The 16,624-nt window shown below is 64.4% G+C and carries 13 protein-coding genes; 9 read left to right on the forward strand and 4 right to left on the reverse strand.

Features of this window, described 5'->3' with window-relative positions:
• Positions 1–27: 27 nt before the first annotated feature.
• From HB681_RS01130 to HB681_RS01150, 5 genes are all read left to right on the forward strand, one after another.
• Positions 28–3,264 (forward strand): efflux RND transporter permease subunit, encoded by a 3,237-nt coding sequence (locus HB681_RS01130; protein ID WP_213952904.1) that lies wholly within the window; start codon positions 28–30, stop codon positions 3,262–3,264.
• Between the two features lie 36 nt (positions 3,265–3,300).
• Entirely contained in the window at positions 3,301–4,761 is a 1,461-nt protein-coding gene (locus HB681_RS01135) for an efflux transporter outer membrane subunit (RefSeq protein ID WP_213952905.1), read from the forward strand.
• Positions 4,762–5,066: 305 nt separating this feature from the next.
• Positions 5,067–7,808: a type VI secretion system Vgr family protein gene (locus HB681_RS01140; protein ID WP_213952906.1), complete on the forward strand. Its 2,742-nt coding sequence runs from the start codon at positions 5,067–5,069 to the stop codon at positions 7,806–7,808.
• Position 7,809: 1 nt separating this feature from the next.
• Positions 7,810–8,610: a hypothetical protein gene (locus HB681_RS01145; RefSeq protein ID WP_213952907.1), complete on the forward strand. Its 801-nt coding sequence runs from the start codon at positions 7,810–7,812 to the stop codon at positions 8,608–8,610.
• A gap of 76 nt (positions 8,611–8,686) precedes the next feature.
• Positions 8,687–9,109, forward strand: a complete 423-nt coding sequence (locus HB681_RS01150) for a hypothetical protein (protein WP_213952908.1) — start codon at positions 8,687–8,689, stop codon at positions 9,107–9,109.
• A gap of 450 nt (positions 9,110–9,559) precedes the next feature.
• Here HB681_RS01150 and HB681_RS01155 read toward each other — a convergent pair whose 3' ends face one another.
• The 4 genes from HB681_RS01155 to HB681_RS01170 form a co-directional block, all read right to left on the reverse strand.
• A complete protein-coding gene (locus HB681_RS01155; protein WP_213952909.1) occupies positions 9,560–10,597 on the reverse strand; it encodes a DctP family TRAP transporter solute-binding subunit in 1,038 nt (345 codons plus the stop codon).
• A 25-nt stretch (positions 10,598–10,622) separates the two neighbouring features.
• Positions 10,623–11,921, reverse strand: a complete 1,299-nt coding sequence (locus HB681_RS01160; RefSeq protein ID WP_213952910.1) for a TRAP transporter large permease — start codon at positions 11,919–11,921, stop codon at positions 10,623–10,625.
• Entirely contained in the window at positions 11,918–12,472 is a 555-nt protein-coding gene (locus tag HB681_RS01165; protein WP_213952911.1) for a TRAP transporter small permease, read from the reverse strand. Before HB681_RS01165 ends, HB681_RS01160 begins: the two co-directional genes overlap by 4 nt.
• A 128-nt stretch (positions 12,473–12,600) precedes the next feature.
• Positions 12,601–12,975 carry a GFA family protein gene (locus HB681_RS01170; protein WP_213952912.1) on the reverse strand — a complete coding sequence of 125 codons (375 nt, stop codon included), beginning with the start codon at positions 12,973–12,975 and terminating at the stop codon, positions 12,601–12,603.
• Positions 12,976–13,035: 60 nt separating this feature from the next.
• Between HB681_RS01170 and pyrC the strand changes: the two genes are divergently transcribed.
• The 4 genes from pyrC to htpX all read left to right on the forward strand — a co-directional run bounded on the left by pyrC (position 13,036) and on the right by htpX (position 16,621).
• On the forward strand, positions 13,036–14,076 hold the full coding sequence (pyrC, locus tag HB681_RS01175; RefSeq protein WP_213952913.1) for a dihydroorotase: 1,041 nt from the start codon (positions 13,036–13,038) through the stop codon (positions 14,074–14,076).
• Entirely contained in the window at positions 14,073–14,903 is an 831-nt protein-coding gene (locus HB681_RS01180; RefSeq protein ID WP_256354255.1) for an NYN domain-containing protein, read from the forward strand. Before pyrC ends, HB681_RS01180 begins: the two co-directional genes overlap by 4 nt.
• 4 nt (positions 14,904–14,907) lie before the next feature.
• Positions 14,908–15,642: a DUF3025 domain-containing protein gene (locus HB681_RS01185; protein WP_213952914.1), complete on the forward strand. Its 735-nt coding sequence runs from the start codon at positions 14,908–14,910 to the stop codon at positions 15,640–15,642.
• Between the two features lie 103 nt (positions 15,643–15,745).
• Entirely contained in the window at positions 15,746–16,621 is an 876-nt protein-coding gene (htpX, locus tag HB681_RS01190) for a protease HtpX (protein WP_213952915.1), read from the forward strand.
• Positions 16,622–16,624 lie beyond the last annotated feature (3 nt).

The following is a 16,624-nucleotide window of genomic DNA, read 5'->3' on the forward strand; positions in this document are numbered from 1 at the left end:
GTCTCGCGCGCTTCCTGAAAGAACAACATGAACCTTTCCAAGTTCTTCATCGACCGGCCGATCTTTGCGGGCGTGCTGTCGGTGCTGATGCTCATCGCCGGCCTGATCGCGCTGCGCAACCTGCCGATCTCCGAATACCCGGAAGTCGCGCCGCCCTCGGTCGTGGTGCGCGCGCAATACCCGGGTGCGAATCCGAAGGTGATTGCGGAGACCGTGGCATCGCCGCTGGAGGAATCGATCAATGGGGTCGAAGGCATGCTCTACATGGGCAGCCAGGCGACCACGGACGGCGTGATGACGCTGACGGTGACCTTCCAGCTCGGCACCGATCCGGACAAGGCGCAGCAGCTCGTGCAGAACCGCGTTTCGCAAGCCGAGCCGCGCCTGCCGGAAGAAGTGCGCCGCCTCGGCATCACGACCGTGAAGAGCGCGCCCGACCTGACGATGGTGGTGCACCTCGTCTCGCCCAATGACCGCTACGACATCAACTACCTGCGCAACTACGCGGTGCTGAACGTGAAGGACCGCCTTGCGCGCATCCAGGGCGTGGGGCAGGTGCAGATCTTCGGCGGCGGCGAGTATTCGATGCGCGTGTGGCTCGACCCGCAGAAGGTCGCGCAGCGCGGCCTCTCGGCCAGCGACGTGGTCGCCGCGATCCGCAGCCAGAACATCCAGGCCGCGGCTGGCGTGGTCGGCGCATCGCCGGGGCTCAACGGTGTCGACATGCAGTTGTCGATCAACGCGCAAGGCCGCCTGCAGAACGAGGAAGAGTTCGGCGACATCATCGTGAAGACCGGTGCCGATGGCGCGGTCACGCGGCTGCGCGACATCGGCCGGCTCGAACTGGGCGCGGCCGACTATTCGCTGCGCTCGCTGCTGAACAACGACGCTGCGGTCGGCATGGGCGTGTTCCAGGCGCCGGGCTCGAATGCGCTCGACATCTCGGCCAACGTGCGCAAGACCATGGCCGAGTTGGCCAAGAACATGCCCGAAGGCGTGGAGTACCGCATTGCCTACGACCCGACGCAGTTCGTGCGCGCATCGATCGAATCGGTGCTGCACACGCTGCTCGAAGCCATCGCGCTGGTGGTGCTGGTGGTGATCCTGTTCCTGCAGACGTGGCGTGCGTCGATCATCCCGCTGCTGGCCGTGCCGATCTCGGTGATCGGGACATTCGCGGTGCTGCATGTGCTGGGCTTCTCGATCAACGCGCTGAGCCTGTTCGGGCTGGTGCTGGCGATCGGCATCGTGGTGGACGACGCGATCGTGGTGGTGGAGAACGTCGAGCGCAACATCGAGGCGGGGCTGACGCCGCGCGAGGCGACATACCGTGCGATGAAGGAAGTGTCCGGGCCGATCATCGCGATTGCGCTGGTGCTGGTCGCGGTGTTCGTGCCGCTGGCTTTCATCAGCGGTTTGACGGGCCAGTTCTACCGGCAGTTCGCGGTCACCATCGCGATCTCGACGGTGATCTCGGCGATCAATTCGCTGACGCTGTCACCCGCGCTAGCGGCGTTGTTGCTGCGCGGCCATGACCAGCCGAAGGACGCGTTGACGCGCGGCATGGACCGTGTGTTCGGCTGGCTGTTCCGCGGCTTCAACAAGCTCTTTCATCGCGGCTCGGAGGCCTACGGCACCGGCGTGAAGGGTGTGATCTCGCGCAAGACGATCATGCTCGTGGTCTACCTCGCGCTGGTCGGCGTGACCTTCGGCCTGTTCAAGGCCGTGCCCAGCGGCTTCGTGCCGGCGCAGGACAAGCAGTACCTGATCGGATTTGCGCAACTGCCCGACGGCGCCACGCTGGACCGCACCGAGGACGTGATCCATCGCATGGGCGACATCATGAAGAAGAACCCGAACGTGCAGGACGCGATCGCGTTCCCGGGCCTGTCGATCAACGGCTTCACCAACAGCTCGAACTCCGGCATCGTGTTCGCGACGCTGAAGCCCTTCGACGAACGCAAGCGTGTCGACCAGAGCGGCGGCGCCATCGCGGGCCAGTTGAACCAGCAGTTCGCCGGCATCCAGGACGCATTCATCGTGATGTTCCCGCCGCCGCCGGTGGCGGGCCTGGGCACCACAGGCGGCTTCAAGCTGCAGCTGGAAGACCGCGCCTCGCTCGGCTACGACCAGATGGACGCGGCGGTGAAGGCCTTCATGGCCAAGGCGCAGAAGGCGCCCGAACTGGCCGGCCTGTTCACGAGCTGGCAGGTCAACGTGCCGCAGCTCTATGCCGACATCGACCGCACCAAGGCGCGGCAGCTCGGCGTGCCGGTGACGGACATCTTCGACACGATGCAGATCTATCTCGGCAGCCTCTACGCCAATGACTTCAACAAGTTCGGCCGCACCTATAGCGTGCGCGTGCAGGCCGATGCGCCGTACCGCGCGCGCGCCGAGGACGTGGGGCTGCTGAAGGTGCGCTCCAACGCGGGCGAGATGGTGCCGCTGTCGGCGCTGATGAAGGTGTCGTCCAGCTTCGGCCCGGAGCGTGCCATGCGCTACAACGGCTACCTCGCGGCCGACATCAACGGTGGGCCGGCCCCAGGCTATTCCTCGGGCCAGGCGCAGGACGCGATCGAACGCATCGCGGCCGAGACGCTGCCCAAGGGCATCGGCTTCGAATGGACCGAGCTGACCTACCAGGAGATCCTGGCCGGCAACTCCGCGTTCCTCGTGTTCCCGCTGGCGATCCTGCTGGTGTTCCTGGTGCTGGCTGCGCAGTATGAAAGCCTGACGCTGCCGATCGCGATCATCCTGATCGTGCCGATGGGCCTGCTCGCCGCGATGACCGGCGTCTGGATATCGGGGGGTGACAACAACGTGTTCACGCAGATCGGGCTGATCGTGCTGGTCGGGCTGAGTGCGAAGAACGCGATCCTGATCGTGGAGTTCGCGCGGGAACTGGAGTTTGCCGGGCGAACGCCGATACAGGCCGCGATCGAGGCAAGCCGGCTGCGCCTGCGGCCCATCCTGATGACGTCGCTGGCCTTCGTGATGGGGGTGCTGCCGCTGGTGCTCGCGACCGGCGCCGGCGCCGAGATGCGCAGCGCAATGGGCGTCGCGGTGTTCGCCGGGATGATCGGCGTGACGGCCTTCGGCCTGTTCCTGACACCGGTGTTCTACGTGGTGCTGCGCAAGCTGACGGGCAACAAGCCGCTCAAGCTGCATGGCGAGGTGCCGCATCTCGAAGCGTTCAAGACGGGCGCCGGGGGTGGCGCGCAGCATGCACAGCCGGCGGCGCCGCACCAGTCGCATGAATGAACGAACGAACGAGTGAATGAGGCAGGAGTTCCAACCATGACAACGAACCGTATTTCTTCCACCCTTCGCGGTGCATTGCTGCCGCTGGTTGCTGCCCTCGTGCTGGCCGGTTGCGCTTCGACTGCGGACTTGTCGTCGGGCGTCACGACGCCGGCACAGTTCAAGGAGCAGGTGACCGCCACTGCCTCAAGTGCTCCCGCGCAAACCGACGGCACCTGGTGGCGCGTCTTCAACGACAGCGAACTCAACGCCCTGGTCGAGCGCGCGGCCATCGCCAACACCAGCGTGCAGCAGGCGGCGGCACGCCTGGCCGAGGCGCGCGCCCTCGCGCGTTCGGTCGATGCCGATCGCTCGGTGCAAGTCGGCCTCGGCGCGGGCGGCATCCGGGGCGCCGGCCTGGACCGCGGCGACGGCAGCAAGCGGGCGGCGACGCTGATCACCGCCGGCGCGACGGTGTCCTACGAAGTGGACCTGTTCGGCCGCCTCTCGGGTGCCAGCAACGCCGCCGCGCTCGACGCGCAATCGCGCGAAGCCTTGCTGAACAGCGCGCGCCTGCTGGTCCAGGCTGAAGTGGCGCAGAGCTACCTTGCACTGCGTGCGCTCGACGCCGAACGCGCCATCGTGCGCGACACGGTCGAGGCCTACCGCGGCACGCTGAGCGTGACCCAGAGCCGCTACCGTGCCGGCGACCTGGCCGAACTCGACGTGGTGCGCGTGCAGACCGAACTGGCGTCGAACGAATCCGACGCGCTGGCGCTGGATCGCCAGCGCGCGCAACTCGAACATGCGCTCGCGGTGCTCACCGGCGCACTGCCTTCGGAGTTCAGCGTTGGCACCGTCGAATGGACGACTGCCCTGCCGTCGATTCCCGCGGGACTTCCTTCGACCATGCTCGAACGCCGGCCGGACATCGCCGCCGCGCAGAGAACCGCGGAAGCCGCGCAGGCACGCGTCGGCGTTGCAAAGGCGGCATGGTTCCCCACCTTCGCTTTGACAGGCGCCGGTGGATACGCGTCGACGGACCTCGGCGACCTGTTGCAGTGGTCGGCCCGATCGTGGGGCATCGGTGCGCTGGCGTCGTTGCCGCTGTTCGACGGCGGCCGGCGCGAAGCCGGCGTGAAGGGCGCATCGGCCCAGCTCGACGGGGCGCTGGTGAGCTATCGCGAGCAGGTGCTGGTCGCGTTCCGGGAAGTGGAAGACCAGCTCGCGGCGCTGCGACTGCTCGACGAGCAGTCGGTGGTGCAGGCCCGCGCCGTGGCATCGGCCCGCCGTGCGACCGTGCTGAGCGATGCGCGCTACCGCAATGGCTACGTCAGCCAACTCGACCTGCTCGATGCGCGTCGCAGCGAACTGCAGAACCGCCGCCAGCAACTGCAGGTGAAGTCGGCGCAATACCAGGCGACGGTCGCGCTGATCCGCTCGCTGGGCGGTGGCTGGGACGCACCGGCGGTGGTCGGCGAGGCGGCGGGGAGAACCGGCGCCGTTGTCGTGCAGTAAATCTGCTGCCACACGCGAGAAGTACATTGCCTCGCCAATGCAGTGGAGGTTGGCAGGCAATGTTGACAATTCGATGCGCTACCATGCCCCCGGCGCGCGCAAAGCGCGTCAAGGGAGGGTAGTCAAGAGCGCGCCGACATGCGTCGAGCCAAAGCGCAGCTGCCCGTGGATTCCATATCACGACGGCAGCCATGTCAGATCTATCTTCGCCCCCGTTCATGCCGGCCCCCGGCTCCCAGGTCTGGGAGATCAGCGGGCTGAATGTCGCGGTGCTTTCGCAGCATGCGCGGCTCATCACGCTCACCGTGCCCGAGGCGGCCAAGGTCGCCAATGACTCGATCGTGGTCGAGCGCTTCACCGGGCTTGAGTCGGTCAACAGCCTCTTCGACTTCACCGTCGACGTGCTGGCGACCTCCGGTGTGTTCGATCCGGTTCAACTGATTGGCGAGGAGGTGACCCTGCGCCTGCTGCTGGCCGACGGCAGCACGCGCGCCTGGCACGGCCAACTGATCGGCGTCGATGCGCTGGGCGGCGATGGCGGTGTCGAACGCTATCGCTTCCACCTGCAACCCTGGCTCGCCCAACTCGGCCTGCGTCGCGACTCCTTCGTCTACGCCAACAAGAGCGTGCGCGAGATCGTCAGCGAAGTCTTCGCGGACTATCCCGTCGCCAACTTCAGCTTCTCGGTGCTGCGGGAGCTGCCGGTGCTGCCGACCTGCACGCAGTACCGCGAATCCGACCTGGCCTTCGTGCGGCGCCTGCTCGCCCAGGCGAGCCTGAGCTTTCGGTTCGAGCACGAGCAGACCGAACGCTCGTCCTCCAGCACCGAAGTCTCCCCGTCGCGCCATCGCCTGGTCATCTTCGACGCGCATGCGAAGTTGCCGGATTGCCCTCTGTCTCCCATCCGCTTCCACGGCGTGCGCGCCACCGAAGTCAGCGACAGCATCACCCACTGGTCCGCCAAGCGCCAGATGGCCCCCAACAGCATCACCCGCAGCGCCTGGCGCACCGACACCCTGCATGCGCCGGCCGGCCAGAGCAGCACGAACCTGGACCTCGGCGACATCCCCGTCCTGGAGAACCACGACGGCGCCGGCGCCCACCGCTACGCCACGGGCGACGCCGCCCACCAACTCGCCGAGGCGCTGCTGCTCGCCCACGAATCGCGCATCAAGCGCTACCAGGGCCAAGGCAGCGTGCGCGTGCTCGCCGCCGGGCAGCGCTTCAAGCTCAGCCAGCACGACCGCTACGGCGTCGATGGCGACCAGCAGGAGTTCACCTGCCTGGCTGTTCGCCATGAAGCGGCCAACAACCTCGGCACGCAAGCCGCCGACATCCTCGAAGCCACCGACATCGAGAAGGGCAGCTACCGCAACACCTTCGAGGCCCACCCCGGCGAAGCAAAGATCGCTCCGGTCTTGATCCAGAAGCCCACCGCCCCGGAGTCGATGATCGCCATCGTGGTCGGCGGCAGCGACGACGACCCGAACACGGCTGTCCACACCCAGCGCGACCACAGGGTGCAAGTCAGGTTCGCCTGGCAGGCGCAACGCCAGAGCGAGGCGGACTACCTGCGCCAGTACAACCGGCAGGGCACCTTGGTGCAGGCCGGTCGCCATGTGAGTACTGCTGCCTCTGTCTGGGTCCAAGTCGCAACATCCCTGGCCGGCCCCAACTGGGGCCACCATCATCTGCCGAGGAAGGGCACTGAAGTCCTGCTGGTCTTCATCGAAGGCGACATCGACCGGCCGGTGATTGCGCATCAACTCTTCAATGCGCAGGACCTGCCGCCGTGGTCGGCCGGGGTCGACTCAAGCGCGAACCACCCCGGGGTGCTCTCGGGCTGGCACAGCAGGAGCCTGGATGGGTCGGGCTTCAACCAGTGGATGACGGATGACGCGCCAGGACAGGTTCGCACCCGGCTGGCCAGTTCCAATGCAGCGAGCCAGTTGAACCTGGGGCACCTGAACGCGCAGGCGCCTGAATCGGCCAGTCGCGGCACCTGGCGTGGCACGGGTGCTGAACTGCGCTCGGACGCGTGGGTGGCGGTGCGGGCGGGCGAAGGTTTCCTGATCTCCACGGTGGCGCAGAACCGGGGTCAGGGCACTACGCAGGACACGACCAGCGCGAGAGGGCAACTCGAAGCGGGCAAGCAGGCGGCGGAGCGACTCTCGGATGCGGCCAGCGGTGCCGAAGCACTGGCGCTGAAAGCCAACGACAGGCTGCAACCGCTGCTGGACGACCTCGATCCGGAGAAGAACGGCCACTACCCAGACACCGTCAACGGCCAGAGCGCCAAAAGCCCCGACGGCGGCGGTGTCGACAGCCGGGAAGACAAGCACCCAGTCCCGGCCTTCGCCCGGCCCCTGATGGTGCTGGACGCCAACACGAGCCTGAACCTCGCCACCCCGGCGAGCAGCATCATCTACGCAGGCGATGCCATCCACTGGACATCTCAACAACAAGCCCATCTGGCCGCAGGCAAAACGGTGAGCCTTGCAGCGGCCAAGAGCGTGGGCCTATTTGCAGCCGAGGGCGGCATCCAGGTCATCGCGCAGGACGGCCCGGTTTCGATCCAGGCCCACACCGACGAGCTGGAATGGCTGTCCAAGGAGGGCTTCACCGTCACAAGCAGCACCGACGAGATCCACGTGCTGGCCAAGGAGAAGATCACGCTGAAGGGCGGGCAGACCAGCATCACGCTGGATGGGGCCAACATCATCCTGAAGATGCCGGGGCTGCTTGATGTGAAGGGGACGAGCAAGGCGTTTGTGGGGCCGGACAAAAGCTATACGACCCTTCAGAAGTTGCCAGGGAATCTCAGTGAGGCGAGCTACGAAGAATCCTTTCGTTTCTTGAATTCGACCTCAGGGCGCCCGGAAAAAGGAGTTCGATATTTCATTGAACTTGATGATGGTGATTTCATGCACGGATTTACTGATGAAAATGGCATGACAGACAAAATCGCATCAGAAAAAAAGTTAAATGCTCGCGTATTCTGGAGTATTGAGGCGTTGAGGCGGGTTAGAAAAATATCGGGAGGCTAGGATGGATTCTCAATCAAAAAGTGCTACTTCAACGCTACACAGGCCGAGCGCCGCGACCAAAGACGTCGCACTGATGTTGGTTGAGCGCTCTGGAAGATATCGAATTGGCGAGCCTCAGCGTCCCTTCATTAAACATGACAATGGGTTTCTGGATGTTTATTCGCATCAGGAGCCAACCCTCGCGGATAGATATTCGCTGGAGGTATGGAAGGCTAAATTGGACGTCGCAGAAATAACTCGCCCCGAATGGGTTGATGCAACCGCTGCGTATCGTTGGTTTTTACACGGAAAGGGGAAGGACCGCCATTTTGAATACGACCGGTATGTTAAAGACGACCCCAATGGGAAGATTGGTTTGGAAAATATCATAGCGGATGCGGTTCTTCATATTCAAGTAATAGGGCGCAATAGAGAGGAATTCAGCGTAACGAGCGACCAATATGCTGTTGGCGCCTTCGGGCAAAGCCCCACGTTGCCCTATCCCGCAACGACCAACTGGCAAAGAGCACTAGGTGCCCACATTGTGTGGATTTCTGCCAAAGTTCTTGTTGAACTAAATTCGAAGCTTGATTTGGTCTACGACGCGGATCTCACTTTTCATGTTGAAGATAAGTTCAACTTTAATCCGGGCGGAAAAGATATCGCTACGAAAACAGACGACGCGGAGAACGGAAGATTTGAGATCACCGGTCTAGCTCATCAGTATATGAACATTGCAATTATGACCAGAAATGTTCGATGGGTTGGTGGCGCTTCAACTTGGGAGGTGAAAGGTGAAAAATATAGAAAGTCGAATAGATAATTGTTTCTCCGTGAGTGGTTGTACTCTTGGTAGGATGCTAATGTTCTTGGTGATTTTCCTTTGCTACGGGTGCAGCATGAACGAGCCGGAATTTATCGATAAACAGGAAGATCTAAAAAAATATGTCGACCTGAAGGTAGATGCAAAATCTATTAAATGGAAGATCCTTTCGCTTCCGGAGAGTTCGGGCGGATTTGACGTTCCGGGTCGCACGGACTACCTCAGCTTGATCGTGGTCATCGAATCAAACGAAATGGAAATAAAAAAGTTACAATCTCGAGCAGTTCCAAAAACCACGCGACTTATTCCGGTTCCTGCCGCATTTTTAAAAAATTGGCTGCCAAGGTTGGCTGTCGACGCGTTTTCTGGGAGGAATTTTGCGGGCAAAGTAACCGAAATTAATGAATTTGCAAGCCTGAAAGATGAAGCCTTCGATGCGATTGCGATTTCAGGTGGTTCTCAAATCGTGTTGTACGTTGGTTACGTTGTGCCAAATTGAGACGAAGCTCGGTAGCAACACGCGTTACGCAAAGTTTTTCGACGCGACATCGTGGGCCGGGTGCGTGTGGCGCGGGTACGGAAGATGTTTTGCGGTCGGTTCAAGTTCCGGACCGATCGCTACGCGCGATGAGCGCGATTCGCTGCTGCTACAGCGTTGCTTGCGGATGCTGGCGTTCAACGACGACACCGGAGGGACGTTGCGATCACGCCTGGCCCAAAGCGATCCAACGCATCTCACGTTGACTTGGCTGGACCATCCGAGGTATGGGAACGCCCCCCGCGGATCGACAGTGTGCGCCGGGGCAAGTTCGACCTGAGATAGCGCGACGCCAGCTTCCGATACCCGATTTAGACCTGAAGGCGGGGCGTGTGGGCTCCGGAGCCGGATTTCCGGCTGAACACTTGATGGTGATAAAGCCCCAGCACAGGGCTTCTTCGCCGCAAGCTGTTACTGCTTCCTCGAAGCAATCGCCTTCTCGGCCTTGTTGACCAGATCTGCCCCCACGGTCCCCTTCCACTTCGCATAGACCGGCCGGGTCGCCTTCACGAACGCCTCGCGCTCCGCGGGCGTCAGCTGCGTCACCGTCACCCCCATCCCCTCGATTTCCTTCAGAAGCGGCTTGCCGGGTTCGATCAGCCCCTTGCGCGCAATCGCGATCTCCTGCTTCCCGGCATCAATCGCAGCCTGCCGCACGATTGCCTGGTCCGCCGGTGTCCACGACGCCCAGATCTCCTTGTTGACCACGAAAATCAGCGGGTCGGCGACGTTGCCCCAGGTGGTCATGAACTTCTGGCCCACGTTCTGCATCTTCAGCACGGTGAACAGGAACAGCGGGTTCTCCTGCCCATCGACCGCGCCGCTGGCCAATGCCGGTTGCGCATCGGCCCAGCTCATCTGCGTGGGGTTGGCGCCCAGCGCGGTGAACATGTCGGCGAACAGGGGCGAGCCGACCACGCGGATCTTCATGCCCTTCAGGTCATCGGGCGACTTGATCGGCTTCTTCGAGTTGGTGACTTCGCGGTACCCGTTCTCGCCCCACGCGAGCGGCACCACGCCTGCCTTGTCGATGGTCGCGAAGATTTCCTTGCCGACTTCGCCTTGCGTCAGCGCATCGATCGCCGCGTAGTCCGGCATCAGGAACGGCAGCGAGAACAAGTTGAGCTGCTTCACCTGCGGCGACCAGTTGATGGTCGAGCCGACGGCCATGTCGATCACGCCCTGGCGCAGCGCGCTGAACTCGCGCGTCTGGTCGCCCTGGATCAGCGACACGCCGGGATACAGCTTGATGTTGATGCGGCCTTGCGTCCGTTCCTTCACCAGGTCCGCCCAGATCTTGCCGGCCTGGCCCCACGCCGTCGGCGGCGCCAGCACGAGCGACAGCTTGTATTCGGGCTTGTAGGCGGTTTGCGCGGGCACCGCGACTGAGAAGGTGGCGAGTGCGGTGGCCATGGCGGCAAGGCCGAGCAGCGAACGGCGGAACTTCATGTGGACTGTCTCCTGAGGAAAAAAATCAATACCCGAGTTTGGCGGGCAGCCAGAGCGCGAGTTGCGGCCAGGCGATCACGGCCACCATCACGAGGAACATCGCGAACAGCATCCAGCCGACCCAACGGACCGTGTCTTCCATGCGCACGTTGGCGATGCGGCACGACACCATCAGGTTCACGGCCAGCGGCGGTGTGAACTGGCCCAGCGCCACCTTCAGCGTGAGGATCACGCCGAACCACACCGGATCCCATTTGTAGAACTGCACGATCGGCCACAGGAGCGGCACGAAGATCAGGAAGATCGAGACGCCATCGAGGAACATGCCGACAGTGATCAGCAACACGATCAACAACGACAGCACGCCGTATTCGCCGAGGCCCGAATTGGTGATGGCCTTGGCAACGGGGTCGATCACGCCGAGCGTCGAGAGCGAGTACGCAAAGATGCCCGCAAGCGACACCACCAGCAGGATCACCGCCGACAGTTCGCCGGACTCGCGCAGGATCACGAACAGGTCCTTCACCTTGATCGTGCGGTAGATCACCATGCCCACGAACAGGCCGTAGAACACTGCGACCACGGCCGCTTCGGTCGGCGTGAACCAGCCGGCGCGCATGCCGCCGAGGATCAGCACCGGCGCGGCCAGGCCCCAGGCGGCTTCGCCCAGGCTCTTCCAGAACGGGGGACGCGGCAGCGTCGCTTCCAGTGCGCCCATCTTGTTGGCGCGCGCCATCCACACCGCCGGAATGATCAGCGCGAGTCCGGCCAGGATGCCGGGGATCATTCCGGCCGCGAACAGCGCTGGCACCGACGCGGTCGGCACCATCACCGAGTACACGATGAAGGCCACAGAGGGCGGAATGAGGATGTCGGTCGCGGCCGCGGCGCCGACCACGCTGGCCGAGAACGCAGGCGGGTAGCCGGCGCGCGACATCGCGGCGATCATCACCGCGCCGACAGCCGCCGCGTTGGCCGGCCCCGAGCCCGAGATGCCGCCCAGGAACATCGCCACCAGGATCGCCACCAGCGGCAGCATGCCCGGCCCGCGCCCGACGATGGCAATCGCGAAGTTCACGAGCCGCAGCGCCACGCCCGAGCGGTCGAAGATCGAGCCGACCAGCACGAACATCGGGATCGCCAGCAGCGGGTACTTGCCCAGGCCCGCATAGAAGTTCTGCGGCACGGCCAGCAGGCCGAACCATTGCGCGTCCCCGTTGGCCAGCGCGATGCACGCCGCACCGGCCAACCCGAGCGCCGCGCCGATCGGCACGCCGACGAGCATCATCACGACGAAGGCGACGAAGAGCAGGGTTGCGATCATTCAGCTTCCTTGCTGTCGCGGCGACCCCGGCGCACGAACAGCCCGCAGGCCCGCAGCGCAATCGCCGTCGACACGATCGGCAGCCAGATCGAATACCACCATTGCGGCACGCCGATCCCGGGCGAGGTCTCCTCGAACTTGTAGTCGTCCCACACCATCCGCAGGCTCAGCCCGGCGATCAGGAAGAACAGCGCCGCGACCATCACCGCGCCGAACTGCGACAGCCGCTTGCGCCGCGCCATCGAGCCGCTCTCGGAAAAGTACTCGATGCGGATGTGCCGGTCGCGCGCTACTGCGGCCGAGCCGGCCACCATCGCCAGCAGGATCATCAGGAACACCGAGAACTCCTCGGTCCAGGCAAAAGAGGAGTCGGTGAAATAGCGCACCACCACGTTCGCGAAGGTGATGCAGGCCAGCAGGCCCATGATGATCACGGTGGCCCAATCCTCGATGGCCAGCGGCACCTTGACCGGTTCGTCGGCGGATTCGATATCGGGGGGCAGGGGACTCGCGGCGTCCAGTACGGGGCCGGATTCGGTGGGAGAAGACATTGGGGGAATGGGAAGGGGACCGCGCCCGCCAGTCGGGCATGTTGGCGCGCCGAATGCTAACTGCAGTGAAATTTCAGGCCCATAGGGCTTACCTTGACCGGCCCTGCCGCCCTGCCGCCCTGTCGCGTCTATGTCAACTTGCCGACTTCCTGCTCCCAGTGACGCCCGTCGAAGGGCACGATCTCTGGCGATTCGGCTTGCAGGTCATAGTCGTCCAGGCAGCGCACGTTCACCGTGTAGAGCTCGGGCGCGGCGCGCGGGCGCGTGAAGGTTTGGATGCCGCACACGGTGCAGAAGTGGTGCTTGGCGACGCGCGTGCCGAACTGGTAGGTGCCGAGCGTCTCGTCGCCGCCGAGCAGCCGGAAATTCTCGGGCGCCACGCGGTGGTGCAGGATGCCTTTCTTCGTACAGACCGAGCAGTTGCACTGCGTGACGCGATCGATCACGGTGTCGATCTCGAAACGGATGGCGCCGCAATGGCAGCTTCCTTGATAGGTGGGCATCGGCTGATGCTACGTCGCGGCGCCGCGCGATGCGATGGGATCGGGTGGGAGAATTGCCCCATGACCCGCCCCGCAGACACCCTCACCATCACCCGTCCCGACGACTGGCACCTGCACGTGCGCGACGGCGCCGCGCTCGAAGCGGTCGTGCCGCATTCGGCCCGCCAGTTCGGCCGCGCGCTGATCATGCCCAACCTGCGCCCGCCCGTGACCACCGCGCAGCAGGCCATGGATTACCGCGAGCGCATCCTCGCCGCGGTGCCGGCCGGCGCGAAGTTCGAGCCCGTGATGTCGCTCTACCTCACCGACAAGCTGCCGCCGGAAGAGATCGCACTTGCAGCCGAGGCCGGCGTGCGCGCACTCAAGCTCTACCCGGCCGGCGCCACCACCAACAGCGATGCCGGCGTGACCGACATCCGCAAGACCTACAAGACGCTGGAGGCGATGCAGAAGCACGGCCTGCTGCTGCTGATCCACGGCGAAGTGACCGACCCGTCCATCGACCTGTTCGACCGCGAAGCCGCTTTCGTCGATCGCGTGATGATCCCGCTGCGCCGCGACTTCCCCGAACTCAAGATCGTGTTCGAGCACCTGACCACGAAGGAGGGCGCGCACTACGTGCGAGACGCCGGCAAGTTCACGGCCGCCACCATCACCGCGCACCACCTGCTCTACAACCGCAACGCCATCTTCACCGGCGGCATCTGCCCGCACTACTACTGCCTGCCGGTGCTCAAGCGCGAGACGCATCGCGTGGCCTTGGTCGAAGCAGCCACCAGCGGCAGCGACCGCTTCTTCCTCGGCACCGACAGCGCCCCGCATGCCGCGCACCTGAAGGAGCATGCGCTCGGCTGCGCAGGCTGCTACACCGCACTGACCGCGATCGAGTTGTATGCCGAGGCCTTCGACAATGTCGACGCCCTCGACAAGCTCGAAGGCTTCGCCAGCTTCCACGGCCCCGACTTCTACGGCCTGCCTCGCCACGCCGACACCATCACGCTGAAGCGCGAAACGTGGACCGTGCCCGAAACCGTCCCCTATGGCGACGCCACGCTGAAGCCTTTGCGCGGCGGCGAAACACTGAACTGGAAACTCACATGAACGACATGCCCAAGGTGATGCTCCTCATCGACGCCGACAACGTCTCGGCCGACGTGATGGAGCAGGCGGTGCACAAGGTGCTGGCCGAGCACGGCCACCTGCACGTGCGGCGTGCCTATTGCACCGCTGAAGTCGCCTTGAAGCATCAGTTGGTGTTCAAGCGCCTTGGCGTGCGGCCGATGGTGAACCTCGCCGCAGGCAAGAACAGCACCGACATCGCGCTTGCCGTCGACGCGATGGACCTGGCCGTCAGCGAGCGGCCACAGGTCGTGTACCTGGTGTCGTCGGATTCCGATTTCGCGCCGCTCGTGATCCGCCTGCGCGAGAAGGGCTGCCGCGTCTGTGGCATCGGCCAGCAGGGCAAGACGGGCGACGAGACCACCACGGCCTATGACGAGTTCACGGATCTGCAGCACCACGGCAAGGGCGATCGCCCGGCCGCCGCCGCAGCGCCATCGATGCCCGCCGCGCGCACCGCGGGTCGCAAGACCGCGGCGAAGGCCGCGAAAAGTGGCGCTGCGAGTGACAGCCCGGCAAAGACGCCGCGCGCCAAGGCCGCTCCTGCCTCAAAGAAGGCCAAGACTGCAGCGAAGAAAAGCGCCAAGGCATCGGCCGCATCCGAAGCCGCCGAATTCATACTCCAGGCTGTGCCCGCCTTGCGCGGTGGCAACGAGGTCGCGCTGAACGACATCGCCCAGGCCCTGCGCGCGGCCAAGCTGCTCGGCAAGCGCGCCAGTTCCATCAAGCTGTTCGAGCAACTGCCCGCGGAATTCGCCGTGCTGCAGCACCCGGACCGCATCCGCTGGATCGGCACGCCCGCACCCTGAGCGTGTGGCCCCCGTCGACTGGTCCCGAGAGTGGCTGACGCCGTGGCACGTGCCGGGCGAATCGCTGGAACTCGCTGCCAGGCGCACGTCGACCGCAGCGGCATTGCTGCAAGCAGCGCCGCCCGGCCTGCCGCGCTTCGTGCCGCACGACCATCTGCCCACCGGCGAAGCCTACGAAGCCTTCATCCACCGCACCGGCACCGTGCCCACGCGCGACAACCTTCATGACTTCTTCAACGGCCTCGTCTGGTTGAACGCCCCGCAGGCCAAGCGCCGCTTGAACCGGTTGCAGGCCGGCGAAATCGCACGCACCGGCATCGGCGCCACGCGCGGACCATTGCGTGACGCGCTCACGCTCTTCGATGAAAACGGCGCCGTGCTCGATGCGCCGCCCGCGCTTTGGCAGGCGCTCGTCGCACGCGACTGGCAGCGCCTTTTCGTCACCGACCGCGCGTTGTGGCAGCAATCGCGGCTGCTCATCTTCGGCCATGCCCTGATGGAAAAACTGGTCTTTCCGCGCAAGCAGGCCACGGCCCATGTGCTACTCGCGCCGGGCCCCGATCCCTCCATCGCCAATGACGACGCGGCCATCGCCGCCGCACTCGACGCCACGCACCTCGCGACCAAGCCCTTCGTGCCGCTGCCGGTGCTCGGCGTGCCCGGCTGGTGGGCCGACAACACGAACTTTTGCTTCTATGATGACTCCGACGTTTTTCGTCCACGCCGCTCCCCTGAGTAGAAGAACAACCCACACGGGATCGCGTTGAGCGCAGCTTGAATCGGCCCGCCCGGCCCTCATCTGCGCGCTGGTGTCACACGGTGTTCCCCACGGAGAAATCAACTTGAAACGCATCCTTCTTTTCGTCCTGACCAACGTCCTCGTTGTCACGGTGCTCGGCGTCGTCGCCAGCCTGCTGGGCGTCAACCGCTTCCTCACGGCCAACGGGCTCAACCTCACGTCGCTGCTCGGCTTCGCGCTGGTGATGGGCTTCGGCGGCGCGATCATCTCGCTGCTCATCAGCAAGCCGATGGCCAAGTGGTCCTCCGGCCTGCGCATGATCGACAACCCGCAGAACGCCGACGAGGCCTGGATCGTCGACACCGTGCGCAAGTTCGCCGACAAGGCCGGCATCGGCATGCCGGAAGTCGGCATCTTCGAAGGCGAGCCCAATGCCTTTGCCACGGGCGCCTTCAAGAACTCGTCGCTCGTCGCGGTGTCGACCGGCCTGCTGCAAGGCATGACCCACGAAGAGATCGAAGCCGTGATCGGCCACGAGGTGGCGCACATCGCGAATGGCGACATGGTCACGATGACGCTGATCCAGGGCGTGATGAACACCTTCGTGGTGTTCCTGTCGCGCGTGATCGGCTACGCGGTCGATTCATTCCTGCGCCGCGGCGACGACCGCAGCTCGGGCCCCGGCATCGGCTACATGATCACGACCATCGTGCTCGACATCGTGCTCGGCTTTGCCGCCGCCATCGTGGTGGCCTGGTTCTCGCGCCAGCGCGAGTTCCGCGCCGACGCCGGTGCCGCCCAGCTCATGGGCCGCAAGCAGCCGATGATGAATGCGCTGGCCCGCCTGGGCGGCCTGCCGGCCGGCGAGTTGCCGAAGGCGGTGGAGGCCATGGGCATCACCGGCAAGATGGGCCAATTGTTCGCTACGCACCCGCCGATCGAAGAGCGCATCGCGGCACTGCAGAACGCGCAGGGTTGAGGC

The organism is Variovorax sp. dw_954, assembly GCF_018449755.1.
In the GTDB taxonomy this organism is placed as follows: Bacteria; Pseudomonadota; Gammaproteobacteria; order Burkholderiales; family Burkholderiaceae_C; genus Variovorax.